Origin of the sequence: Pseudomonas sp. DR208, assembly GCF_019823005.1 — a bacterium.
Taxonomy (GTDB): domain Bacteria; phylum Pseudomonadota; class Gammaproteobacteria; order Pseudomonadales; family Pseudomonadaceae; genus Aquipseudomonas; species Aquipseudomonas extremorientalis.
Genome location: NZ_CP081944.1, coordinates 6,118,021 through 6,130,257 on the forward strand (window position 1 = coordinate 6,118,021; position 12,237 = coordinate 6,130,257).

11 protein-coding genes are annotated in these 12,237 nt (G+C 60.0%); 2 read left to right on the plus strand and 9 right to left on the minus strand.

Features of this window, described 5'->3' with window-relative positions; genetic code table 11:
• Window positions 1-6: 6 nt before the first annotated feature.
• The 4 genes from K5K89_RS27775 to K5K89_RS27790 all read right to left on the minus strand — a co-directional run bounded on the left by K5K89_RS27775 (window position 7) and on the right by K5K89_RS27790 (window position 5,325).
• Window positions 7-1,101, minus strand: a complete 1,095-nt coding sequence (locus K5K89_RS27775; RefSeq protein WP_071490428.1) for a polyamine ABC transporter substrate-binding protein — start codon at window positions 1,099-1,101, stop codon at window positions 7-9.
• 151 nt (window positions 1,102-1,252) lie between these two features.
• The gene (locus K5K89_RS27780; protein WP_071490483.1) at window positions 1,253-2,347 is read right to left on the minus strand and encodes a polyamine ABC transporter substrate-binding protein; all 1,095 of its coding nucleotides are present in this window, start codon (window positions 2,345-2,347) and stop codon (window positions 1,253-1,255) included.
• 196 nt (window positions 2,348-2,543) lie between these two features.
• Complete coding sequence (locus tag K5K89_RS27785; RefSeq protein WP_222540610.1) at window positions 2,544-3,908, minus strand: aspartate aminotransferase family protein; 1,365 nt, start codon at window positions 3,906-3,908, stop codon at window positions 2,544-2,546.
• Window positions 3,909-3,966: 58 nt separating this feature from the next.
• Complete coding sequence (locus K5K89_RS27790; RefSeq protein WP_003176780.1) at window positions 3,967-5,325, minus strand: glutamine synthetase family protein; 1,359 nt, start codon at window positions 5,323-5,325, stop codon at window positions 3,967-3,969.
• Between the two features lie 598 nt (window positions 5,326-5,923).
• Between K5K89_RS27790 and K5K89_RS27795 the strand changes: the two genes are divergently transcribed.
• Window positions 5,924-7,300 carry a glutamine synthetase family protein gene (locus K5K89_RS27795; protein WP_003213894.1) on the plus strand — a complete coding sequence of 459 codons (1,377 nt, stop codon included), beginning with the start codon at window positions 5,924-5,926 and terminating at the stop codon, window positions 7,298-7,300.
• Window positions 7,301-7,465: 165 nt separating this feature from the next.
• Entirely contained in the window at window positions 7,466-8,095 is a 630-nt protein-coding gene (locus tag K5K89_RS27800) for a TetR/AcrR family transcriptional regulator (protein ID WP_092241804.1), read from the plus strand.
• Window positions 8,096-8,209: 114 nt separating this feature from the next.
• On the opposite strand, the gene K5K89_RS27805 is transcribed toward K5K89_RS27800, so the two are convergent.
• Genes K5K89_RS27805 through K5K89_RS27825 form a run of 5 tightly spaced genes read right to left on the minus strand, consistent with a single transcriptional unit; the run spans window position 8,210 to window position 12,197 of the window.
• Window positions 8,210-8,425, minus strand: coding sequence for a molybdopterin-binding protein (locus K5K89_RS27805; RefSeq protein ID WP_003213899.1), 216 nt, complete (start codon window positions 8,423-8,425; stop codon window positions 8,210-8,212).
• Between the two features lie 28 nt (window positions 8,426-8,453).
• A complete protein-coding gene (gene ssuB, locus K5K89_RS27810; protein ID WP_092241799.1) occupies window positions 8,454-9,260 on the minus strand; it encodes an aliphatic sulfonates ABC transporter ATP-binding protein in 807 nt (268 codons plus the stop codon).
• Window positions 9,257-10,045 (minus strand): aliphatic sulfonate ABC transporter permease SsuC, encoded by a 789-nt coding sequence (ssuC, locus tag K5K89_RS27815; RefSeq protein ID WP_071490432.1) that lies wholly within the window; start codon window positions 10,043-10,045, stop codon window positions 9,257-9,259. Before ssuC ends, ssuB begins: the two co-directional genes overlap by 4 nt.
• 9 nt (window positions 10,046-10,054) lie before the next feature.
• On the minus strand, window positions 10,055-11,203 hold the full coding sequence (gene ssuD / locus K5K89_RS27820) for an FMNH2-dependent alkanesulfonate monooxygenase (protein WP_071490433.1): 1,149 nt from the start codon (window positions 11,201-11,203) through the stop codon (window positions 10,055-10,057).
• Window positions 11,204-11,228: 25 nt separating this feature from the next.
• Window positions 11,229-12,197, minus strand: a complete 969-nt coding sequence (locus tag K5K89_RS27825; RefSeq protein ID WP_071490434.1) for a sulfonate ABC transporter substrate-binding protein — start codon at window positions 12,195-12,197, stop codon at window positions 11,229-11,231.
• Window positions 12,198-12,237: the final 40 nt, after the last annotated feature.

A 12,237-nucleotide genomic window follows, 5' to 3' on the forward strand; every position in this document is an offset into this window, starting at 1 on the left:
TGAGCCTTACTTGCCCGTCTTGACCTTGGTCCAGCTACGGGTCATCAAACGTTGCACTTTCGGGGGTAGCTCGAAGTTGACGAAGGTCCTGTCGAGTACCGCCTGCGGTGGGTAAACCGCTTCGTCCGTGCGTATCGATTGCTTCATCAGTTTGTCCGCCCCTGGGTTAGGGTTGGCGTAACCGACGTAATCACTGACCTGGGCGATCACCTCAGGTTGCAGCAAATAGTTGATGAAGGCGTGGGCTTCTTTGACGTTGGTGGCATCCTTGGGGATGGCCAGCACGTCGAACCACAGGTTGCCGCCTTCCTTCGGAATCGCGTAGGCGATGTTCACGCCCTTGCCCGCTTCGCTTGCGCGAGCCTTGGCCTGGAACACATCGCCGGAGAACCCGGCCGCCACGCAGATGTTGCCGTTGGCCAGGTCCGAGATGTATTTGGAAGAATGGAAGTAGGTCACGTAGGGTCGCACTTTGAGCAGCTTGGCTTCGGCCTTCTTGTAGTCTTCAGGGTTCTCGCTGTTGGGGTTCAGGCCCATGTAGTTGAGCACTGCCGGCAGCATTTCGTCCGCCGAGTCCATGAACGACACGCCGCACGTCGCCAGTTTCTTCATGTTTTCCGGCTCGAACAGCACGGCCCAGGAATCGATATGGTCGACGCCCAGCACTTCCTTCACTTTATCGACGTTGTAGCCGATGCCATTGGTGCCCCACAGGTACGGTACGGCGTACTGGTTGCCCGGGTCGTTCTTTTCCAGGCGCTTGAGCAGCGCCGGGTCAAGGTTGGCGTAATTTGTCAGCAACGACTTGTCGAGCTTCTGGAATGCCCCGGCCTTGATCTGCTTGCCCAGGAAGTGGTTGGACGGCACCACCACGTCGTAGCCGGTACGCCCGGCCAGCAGCTTGCCTTCCAGGGTTTCGTTGGAGTCAAACACGTCATACACGGGCTTGATGCCGCTGGCCTTTTCGAAGTTGGCCAGGGTGTCGTCGCCGATGTAATCCGACCAGTTATAAATATGCACGGTCGGTGCGGCCTGTACGCTCAACGTCAGCGTGATACCTGCACCCACCAGCATGGCTTTGCGAAATAAAGAAATTGGCAAGTGGAGGTCCTCTTAAATAGTTGGGCCCAAAGTTGTTGCCCGGCAACAAAACCGGCGCGCAACTTACCCTCGATAAACCGATCCGGCAAAACTTTCTGTTATTTAATTTGTGAGAGGGGCAGTCAAACTGCCCCTCCACCGGTTTCAGCGCTTACTTACCGGACTTGATCTTGGTCCAGCTGCGTGTCATTTCACGCTGGGTCGCAGCCGGCAGGTCGGCAATGGCGTAGAGCTTGGCCTGCACATCCGCTGGCGGGTAGATGCCCGGGTCGCTGGTGATGTCTTTGTCGACCAGCGCGGTGGCCTTCTCGTTACCGTTCGGGAAACGCACGCTGTTGGTGATCGATGCCATGACTTCAGGCTTGAGCAGGTAGTTCATGAACTTGTAGGCCGCGTCGACGTTCTCGGCATCTTTAGGGATGGCGACCATGTCGAAGAAGCTGCCAGCGCCTTCTTTCGGAATGTCATAGGCCACCTTGACCTTGCCACCGGCTTCGGCCGCGCGGGACTTGGCCTGCTGGATGTCACCCGAGTAACCCACGGCCACGCAGATGTTGCCGTTGGCCAGGTCGGAAATGTACTTGGAAGAGTGGAAGTAGCCGATCGAAGGACGGATCTTCAGGAACAGCGCTTCGGCTTGCTTGAGGTCATCTTTCTTCTGGCTGTCGGTCGGCAGGCCCAGGTAGTGCAGCGCGATCGGCAGCATTTCGGTTGGCGAATCGAGGAAGCTCACGCCGCAGCTTTTGAGCTTGGCGATGTTTTCAGGCTTGAGCAGCACGTCCCACGAGTCGATCTTGTCCACGCCCAGCGCGGCCTTGACCTTCTCCGGGTTGTAGCCGATGCCGATCGAGCCCCACATGTACGGGAAGGCGTGCTTGTTGTCCGGGTCGCTGACCGACACGGCCTTGAGCAGGGATTTGTTCAGGTTGTCGTAGTTGGACAGCTTGGACTTGTCCAACTCCTGGTAGACACCGGCCTTGATCTGCTTGGCGAGGAAGTTGTTCGACGGCACGACGATGTCGTAACCGGACTTGCCTGCCAGCAACTTGGCTTCCAGGGTTTCGTTGCTGTCAAAAACGTCGTACACCACCTTGATGCCCGACTCTTTTTCAAAGTTGGCGATGGTGTCCGGTGCAATGTAGTCGGACCAGTTGTAGACGTGCAGCACTTTATCGTCTGCCTGGGCCGCGCCCGCCATTGCGCCCATCAGGGACAAGGCGAGGAGGGTCTTGCCAGCGTTCTTCAAACCTAATGCCTTCATTTGGTGATGCTCCGATTTTTTCTTTTTTGGGCCACAAGCTTTCAATGTTGAGTAGCCCAGCCAAAGGGCAACAAAACAGGGCGACAGTCTGGCAAGTTCCGAGGCCGGCTTTCAACCAAAGCCTCATTTATAACTGCCCTGAACGCAGCACCCGAAAGCCACTGCGTTCTGAGCCTAGCACTTAGCCCTGCAATGCCGCCAAAGTCAGGTCCAGGCACTGCCGAGCCTTGGTCACCAGCTCGTCGATTTCTGCCTTGCTGATCACCAGCGGCGGCGAAATGATCATGGTGTCGCCCACGGCGCGCATGATCAGGCCATTTTCGAAGCAGAACGTGCGGCAGATCATGCCGACACCCTTGCCTTCGTAGCGCTTGCGGGTGGCCTTGTCCTGCACCAGTTCAATGGCACCGAGCATGCCCACGCCGCGCACTTCGCCCACCAGCGGATGATCCGCCAACTCCCTCAGGCGTTTCTGCAAATACGGTGCCGTTTCATCATGCACACGGTTAACGATTTTTTCATCGCGCATGATGCGGATGTTTTCCAGGGCCACTGCAGCGGCCACCGGGTGACCGGAGTAGGTGAAGCCGTGGTTGAAATCACCACCTTCGTTGAGCACCGCCACCACGTCATCGCGCACGATCAGGCCGCCCATCGGGATGTAGCCCGAGGTCAGGCCCTTGGCGATGGTCATCATGTGGGGCTTGAGGTCGTAGAAGTCGCTACCGAACCACTCACCGGTGCGACCGAAACCGCAGATGACTTCGTCGGCAATGAACAGGATGTCGTATTTGGCGAGGATTTCCTTGATGCGCGGCCAGTAGGTGTCCGGCGGCACGATCACGCCACCGGCACCCTGGATCGGCTCGGCAATAAAGGCACCGACGTTGTCCACGCCCAGTTCCAGGATCTTTTCTTCCAACTGGTTGGCGGCCCACACGCCGAATTCTTCCGGGCTCATGTCGCCGCCTTCGCCAAACCAGTACGGCTGGGCGATGTGGGTGATGCCCGGGATCGGCAAGTCGCCCTGCTCATGCATATACGTCATGCCGCCCAGGCTGGCGCCGGCCACGGTGGAACCGTGGTAGCCATTCTTGCGGCTGATGATGGTTTTCTTGTTTGGCTGGCCCTTGATCGCCCAGTAGTGGCGAACCATGCGCAACATGGTGTCGTTGCCTTCGGAGCCGGAACCGGTGAAGAACACGTGGTTCATACCGGCCGGTGCGATGTCGGAAATGGCCTTGGCCAGTTCCAGCACTGGCGGGTGAGCGGTCTGGAAGAACAGGTTGTAGTACGGCAGTTCTTTCATTTGCCTGGCGGCGGCGTCAGCCAGTTCATCGCGGCCATAACCGATCGCCACGCACCACAGGCCGGCCATGCCGTCGAGGATCTTGTTGCCTTCGCTGTCCCACAGGTAAACGCCGTGGGCTTTGGTGATGATCCGTGGGCCTTTCTCTTTCAATTGCTTGAAGTCGCTGAACGGCGCCAGGTGGTGATCGCTGCTCAAGGCTTGCCATTCACGGGTTTGCGGGTTGTTGCTGGACATACCAATCTCCTAGACTTTTCAGTAAAGGGCGCGCCGTTCAAAGGGCGCGCCCGGCGTATCAGACGGCAAAGAGCAGGAATTCCCGCTCCCACGAACTGATCACGCGCTTGAAGTTTTCATGCTCGGCCCGCTTGACCGCGACGTAGCCTGTGATGAATTTCTGACCCAGGTATTTCTCGATGGTCTTGCTGTTTTCCATGCGCTCCAGGGCGTCTTCGATGGTCAACGGCAGGCGCAGGTTGCGCCGCTCGTAACCACGGCCCACCACCGGCGCGCTCGGGTTATGGCCTTCGACCATGCCGATGTAGCCGCACAACAGGCTGGCGGCAATCGCCAGGTACGGGTTGGCGTCGGCACCCGGCAGGCGGTTTTCCACACGGCGGTTCTGCGGGCCGGCATCCGGTACGCGCAGGCCGACGGTGCGGTTTTCTTCGCCCCATTCCACGTTCACCGGCGCCGAGGTGTCGGGCAGGAAGCGGCGGAACGAGTTCACGTTGGGGGCAAACAGCGGCAGCAGTTCAGGGATGAATTTCTGCAGGCCGCCAATGTGGTTGAGGAACAGCTGGCTCATGGTCCCGTCTTCATTGGAGAAGACGTTCTTGCCGGTGGCGATGTCGATGATGCTCTGGTGCAGGTGCATCGCGCTACCGGGCTCGCCGGTCATCGGCTTGGCCATGAAGGTGGCGGCCACGTCGTGCTTGAGCGCGGCTTCGCGCATGGTGCGCTTGAACACCAGGATCTGGTCGGCCAGGGACAGGGCATCGCCGTGACGGAAGTTGATCTCCATCTGCGCCGTGCCGTCTTCGTGGATCAGGGTATCGAGGTCCAGCTCCTGCAGTTCGCACCAGTCGTAGACGTCTTCGAACAGCGGGTCGAATTCGTTGGCGGCTTCTATAGAGAAAGACTGGCGACCGGTTTCCGGGCGGCCGGAACGGCCAATCGGCGGTTGCAGCGGGAAGTCAGGGTCTTCGCAGCGCTTGGTCAGGTAGAACTCCATCTCCGGCGCCACGATGGGCTGCCAGCCTTTGTCGGCGTAGAGCTTGAGGACCTTCTTGAGCACGTTGCGCGGCGACAGCTCGATCGGGTTGCCTTGCTTGTCGTAGGTGTCGTGGATCACCTGGGCGGTCGGCTCGATGGCCCAAGGCACCAGGAACACGGCGTTCTGGTCGGGGCGGCAGATCATGTCGATGTCGGCCGGGTCGAGCAATTCGTAATAGATGTCGTCTTCGACATAGTCGCCGGTCACGGTCTGCAGCAGAACGCTTTCGGGCAGGCGCATGCCCTTTTCGGCAATGAACTTGTTGGTCGGCGAGATCTTGCCCCGGGTGATGCCGGTGAGGTCGCCAATCATGCATTCGACTTCTGTGATCTTGTGGTCTTTCAACCAATCGGTGAGCTGGTCGAGGTTGTTACTCATAAATGCCTCTGGGCTGGGTTTCCTGGCATCCATTAAAGGCCAGGCGTTGTTTGACGCAGCATCCGCGTCGTTTTTTTCGTTCAGGGTAGGAGCTTACCTGCCATTTGCTGCTGCGTTGCATTCCTCACGCCAAAGTTGTGCGCAATCTTGAGCAGCACGCAGGGCGCACGCCGCTCTCTGACAAATGAGGAAGCAAAAAAGAGGGTAGACCGGGCGTCAAGAATATTGGCCGGGGGGCGCGCTATCACGCGGGAGGAAAATACGGATGACACAGCCTGGCTGAAGCAGGCCAAGACGCCGTTGGGCGGCAGGTGAAACATGAAGCACCCCGGTATTATTGCTGTTATGGGTTTGAATCGAGCTTAGCCTTGTTCATTTTTTTACACAACACCCCCGTAAAAAATACAACACGGCCCGCTCAAGCCTGCGAGTCCCAAGCCTCTCAAACCCAAAAAACCGCCCCAAAAAGCCCCAAAAAAGCCTTCACGGCGCTTTTTTAGGGCAAAAAAGGCCTCGCTTGACTTCGGCATGCCGTTCGGGTTGACTGAAACCAGAAAAGATCAATGATTGATATTTTTAACAACAAAGGTGTTGCATCATGTCGGTACCCCCGCGTGCCGTTCAGCTTAACGAAGCGAACGCGTTCCTTAAGGATCATCCTGAGGTTCTGTACGTAGACCTTCTAATTGCGGATATGAATGGTGTGGTGCGCGGCAAGCGCATCGAACGCACCAGCCTCCACAAGGTTTACGAGAAGGGCATTAACCTGCCTGCCTCTTTATTTGCCCTGGATATCAACGGCTCTACGGTGGAAAGCACCGGCCTGGGCCTGGACATCGGTGATGCTGACCGAATCTGTTATCCGATCCCCGACACCCTGTGCAATGAACCCTGGCAAAAGCGCCCCACCGCGCAACTGCTGATGACCATGCACGAACTTGAAGGTGAACCTTTCTTCGCCGATCCGCGCGAAGTGCTCCGCCAAGTTGTAAGCAAATTCGACGACCTCGGTCTGACCATCTGCGCCGCCTTCGAGCTTGAGTTCTACCTGATCGACCAGGAGAACGTGAACGGCCGCCCACAACCGCCCCGCTCGCCGATCTCCGGCAAACGCCCGCACTCGACACAGGTCTACCTGATCGACGACCTCGACGAATATGTCGACTGCCTCCAGGACATCCTGGAAGGTGCGAAAGAACAAGGCATCCCGGCCGACGCCATCGTCAAGGAAAGTGCCCCGGCGCAGTTCGAAGTGAACCTGCACCACGTGGCCGACCCGATCAAGGCTTGCGACTACGCGGTACTGCTCAAGCGCCTGATCAAGAACATCGCCTACGACCATGAGATGGACACCACCTTCATGGCCAAGCCGTATCCGGGCCAGGCAGGCAACGGTTTGCACGTACACATCTCGATCCTGGACAAAGACGGCAAGAACATTTTTGCCAGCGAGGATCCCGAGCAGAACGCCGCATTGCGTCACGCGATCGGCGGTGTGCTCGAGACCCTGCCCGCCCAGATGGCGTTCCTGTGCCCCAACGTCAACTCCTACCGTCGTTTCGGCGCACAGTTCTACGTGCCGAACTCGCCGTGCTGGGGCCTGGACAACCGTACCGTGGCGATTCGCGTACCGACCGGCTCGTCCGATGCCGTACGTATCGAACACCGCGTGGCCGGCGCCGACGCCAACCCTTACCTGCTGATGGCTTCGGTCCTGGCAGGCGTGCACCACGGCCTGACCAACAAGATCGAGCCTGGCGCACCGGTGGAAGGCAACAGCTACGAGCAAAACGAGCAAAGCCTGCCGAACAACCTGCGCGATGCATTGCGCGAGTTGGACGACAGCGAGGTGATGGCCAAGTACATCGATCCTAAATACATCGATATCTTCGTCGCCTGTAAGGAAAGTGAGCTGGAAGAGTTCGAACACTCCATCTCCGACCTTGAGTACAACTGGTACCTGCATACCGTGTAAGCGGTTGCGACTGTAAATGTGGTGAGCAGGCTTGTTGTGGCACGCCCGCTCGCCACAACAAGCCTGCTCGCCACAACAAACTCGCTCACCACAAAAGCCCTCGCCCCAGGTATGGATCATCTTCAGGCTCTGCGTACAATGCCCGCTGCCTTGTAGGAGACTTCCATGACCACCCGCCCCGCCGCCCTTCGCAAACCCCGCGCCCGCAGTCAGGCCCGGATCGACGCGATCCTCGACGCCGCCCGCACCTTGCTGGCTGCCGAAGGCGTGGCGGGTTTGTCGATCTACGGCGTGGCCGAGCGGGCGCAGATTCCGCCGTCGTCGGTGTATCACTTCTTCGCCAGTGTGCCGGCGCTGTTGGAAGCTCTGACCGCCGATGTGCATGCCGCTTTCCGGGCGGCGATTCAGGCGCCCATCGACCACGACTCACTCAAGCATTGGCGCGACCTGTCCTGCATCGTCGAACAGCGCATGCTCAGCATCTACGAGCACGACGCCGCCGCCCGCCAGTTGATCCTGGCCCAGCATGGGCTGACCGAAGTGACCCAGGCGGATCGTCAGCATGATCTGGAGCTGGGAGATTTGATGCTCGCGGTGTTCAACCGCCACTTCGAAGTGCCGACGCTACCGAAGGATGTGGATGTATTTGCCCTGGCGTTGGAGCTGAGCGACCGAGTGTATGCGCGCTCGGTGCATCAGCATGGGCTGATCACACCGCGCATGGCGGAGGAAGGGATGCGGGTGTTTGATGCGTATGTAGGGCTGTACCTGCCGCCCTACCTGCCCAAGCGTTAATTTTGTGGGGGCTGGGCCGGCCTCATCGGGGGCAAGCCCCCTCCCACACTTTGATTTGTGAATACATTCAAAATGTGGGAGGGGGCTTGCCCCCGATGGCGGTCTCAAGCGCGATCACAACTTGGCGATCGACACCTCGGTGGATTTCACGAAGGCAATTACTTCGCTGCCAATCACCAGCTCCAGCTCTTTGACCGAGCGGGTGGTGATCACGGAAGTGACAATGCCGGACGCGGTCTGCACGTCGATTTCCGACAGCACGTCGCCTTCGACGATTTCCTTGATGGTGCCTTTGAACTGGTTACGCACGTTGATGGCTTTAATAGTCATGGTGTTCTTCCTTCAGGGGACGAGTGAGTTATTGAGCCCAACGCAATTGCGTAGGCAGCGGTGAAACAGGTTCGGGTTCCGGTGGCGAGCCGGGCAACGACAGCACACGGTTGAGCACTTCAGCTTCCAACGCGGCCAGGCGATGTGAGCCCCGTGCACGCGGGCGTGGCAGGTCGACGATCAGGTCGAGGCCGATTTCGCCGTCTTCGATCAGGATGACGCGGTCGGCAATTGCCACGGCTTCGCTGACATCGTGGGTTACCAGCAACACGGTGAAGCCATGCTTCTGCCACAGGTTTTCGATCAGTTGCTGCATCTCGATGCGGGTCAGGGCATCCAGCGCCCCCAGCGGCTCATCCAGCAACAGCAGGCGCGGTTGGTGGATCAGCGCACGGGCCAGGGCCACGCGTTGCTTCTGCCCACCGGACAGCGCCGCCGGCCACTCGTTGGCACGTTCAGCCAGGCCGACCGCCTCCAGGGCTTCCAACGCTTTGGGGCGCCAATCGCCTTTAAGGCCAAGGCCGACGTTGTCGATGATCTTTTTCCATGGCAACAGGCGCGCTTCCTGGAACATCAACCGCGTGTCTTCAAGCGCTTCGCTCAGCGGTGCGGAACCGGCCAGCAGCTCGCCGCCGCTGGCTTTGTCCAGCCCGGCCAGCAGGCGCAGCAAGGTACTTTTGCCGCAGCCACTGCGACCGACCACCGCCACGAATTGGCCGGCAGGTATGTGCAGGTCGATCTCCTTGAGCACTTCCCGTGCGCCAAAGGCCTTGCGCAACTTGCGTACCGCCAGGGGGATGCCCTTGAGCAGGCGCGGAGGTTGTTGAGCTGTCATGCCGCACCTCCTTTATTCACTTGATAGGCCGGGTGCCAGCGCAGCCACACACGCTCCAGGCCACGAGCAGCCAGATCGGCGAGTTTGCCGAGGATGGCGTACATCACGATGGCCAACACCACCACGTCGGTTTGCAGGAATTCACGGGCGTTCATCGCCAGGTAGCCGATGCCGGAGCTGGCCGAGATGGTTTCCGCCACGATCAGCGTCAGCCACATGAAGCCCAGGGCAAAGCGCACGCCGACCAGGATCGACGGCAGCGCACCCGGCAGGATCACCTGGCGGAACAGGCTGAACCCGGACAAGCCGTAGCTGCGCGACATCTCCACCAACGCCGGGTCGACATTGCGGATGCCGTGGTAGGTATTCAGGTAGATCGGGAACAGCGTGCCGAGGGCAACCAGGAAAATCTTCGCCGTCTCATCAATGCCGAACCACAGGATCACCAGCGGAATCAGCGCCAGGTGCGGCACGTTGCGGATCATCTGCACCGAACTGTCCAGCAGGCGTTCGCCCCACTTCGACAAGCCAGTGATAAAGCCCAGGACCAGGCCGATGCTGCCGCCGATCACAAACCCCAGGCCGGCACGCCAGCCACTGATCGCCAGGTGCGTCCAGATCTCACCGCTGGCGACCAGATGCACGCCGGCAGCAATCACGGCACTGGGCGCCGGCAGGATACGGGTCGACAACCACCCCGCCGATACCGACAACTGCCACACCGCGAGCAATAGCACCGGCAGTACCCAGGGCGCCACGCGGTGGCTTAGTTTTTCATAGCTCATGGGGCGGCCTCAGCTCTGTGACGCAGCTTTGGGAAGGATATCGTTGGCGACCATCTCGCCGAACGGGCTGACGTAGCCGGCGCTTTTCGGCAGCTCGGGTCGCTCGATATCCAAGTGAGGGAACAGCAATTCGGCAACGCGATACGACTCTTCCAGGTGTGGATAACCGGAGAAAATAAACGTGTCGATACCCAGCGCGGCGTACTCCTTGACGCGTGCCGCCACGGTCGGGCCATCGCCCACCAGCGCCGTCCCCGCACCGCCACGCACCAGGCCGACGCCGGCCCACAGGTTGGGACTGACTTCGAGGTTGTCGCGGTTGCCGCCATGCAACGCCGCCATGCGTTGCTGGCCGACAGAATCAAAGCGTGCCAAAGAGGCCTGGGCACGGGCGATGGTGTCGTCATCCAGGTGGGAGATCAGTTTGTCGGCGGCCTTCCATGCTTCTTCGTTGGTTTCACGCACGATCACATGCAGGCGGATACCAAAGCGCACGGTACGCCCGAGCTTGGCGGCCTTGGCGCGTACCTGTTCGATTTTTTCCGCGACGGCGGCCGGTGGCTCACCCCAGGTCAACACCATTTCCACCTGCTCGGCTGCCAGGTCCTGGGCCGCTTCGGAGGAGCCGCCGAAGTACAGTGGCGGACGCGGTTGCTGGATCGGCGGGTAAAGCAGCTTGGCGCCTTTGACGCTGATGTGTTCGCCGTCGTAATCCACGGTCTCGCCTTCCAGCACACGGCGCCAGATGCGGGTGAATTCCACCGAGGCCTGGTAGCGCTCTTCATGGCTGAGGAACAAGCCGTCGCCGGCCAATTCTTCCGGATCGCCGCCGGTCACCAGATTGAACAATGCACGGCCACCGGACAGACGATCCAGGGTCGCGGCCTGACGCGCAGCCACCGTCGGGGAAATGATCCCGGGGCGCAGCGCGACAAGGAATTTCAAGCGCTGGGTCACCGGGATCAGCGAAGCGGCCACCAGCCACGAGTCTTCGCAGGAGCGCCCGGTCGGGATCAGCACCCCACCGAAGCCCAGGCGATCGGCGGCCTGGGCAACTTGCTGCAGATAACCGTGGTCAACGGCGCGAGCGCCTTCGGCGGTGCCAAGGTAATGGCCGTCGCCGTGGGTAGGCAGGAACCAGAAAATATTGAGGCTCATGGAGTTGTCTCCTGAAGAAGTCGGATTACGGCGCGTTGGCAACGGCGGCGGGTGGCGTCCAGATCACGTCCTTGATGCTCAAGGGTTTGGGGATCAATTTGAGTTGGTAGAAGCTGTCGGCGATTTTCTGCTGGGCGGCGACCACTTCCGGGGTCAGGAACAGCGCGCCGTAGCCCTGGCGTTTTACCGAGGTCAGGGTGATGTCAGCCGGCAGACCGAGCAGCGGTGCGACTTGTTCGGTGACTTCCTGGGGGTTGGCCTTGGACCATTCGCCCACGGCGCGCACTTCTTCCACCAGCGCCTTGATCACTTGCGGATGTTGTTCGGCATACGGTTTGGTCGCCAGGTAGAACTGATGGTTGTCGGCGATGCCGGTGCCGTCACGCAGGGTGCGGGCCTGCAGTTGTTTCTCGGCGGCGGCCTGGTACGGGTCCCAGATCACCCAGGCGTCCACACTGCCACGCTCGAAAGCGGCACGGGCATCGGCGGGCGGCAGGAATACGGTTTGCACATCGGTGTATTTCAGGCCGGCATCTTCCAGGGCCCGCACCAGCAGGTAGTGCACGTTGGAGCCTTTGTTGAGCACGATTTTCTTGCCCTTGAGCTCGGCCACGGATTTGATCGGTGAGTCTTTCGGCACCAGGATCGCTTCGCTGGTCGGCGCCGGTGGTTCGTAGGCCACGTAGAGCAGGTCGGCACCGGCAGCCTGGGCGAACACCGGCGGGGTTTCGCCGGTCACGCCAAAGTCGATGGAGCCGACATTCAGGCCTTCAAGCAGCTGGGGGCCGCCAGGGAACTCGGTCCACTGGACATTAACGCCCTGGGCCGCCAGGCGTTTTTCCAGGGTGCCCTTGGCCTTGAGCAGCACCAACGTGCCGTATTTCTGATAGCCGATCCGCAGGGTCTCGGCCGCTTGAGCTTGAACAATGGCGCCGAAGGACACAGCCGCAGCAAACAGTGCGACCAGACCACGACGCAAGATGACAGTGCGCATGGCGCTCTCTCCAAAAATGCGATTAGGGGTTTTGGCTGCA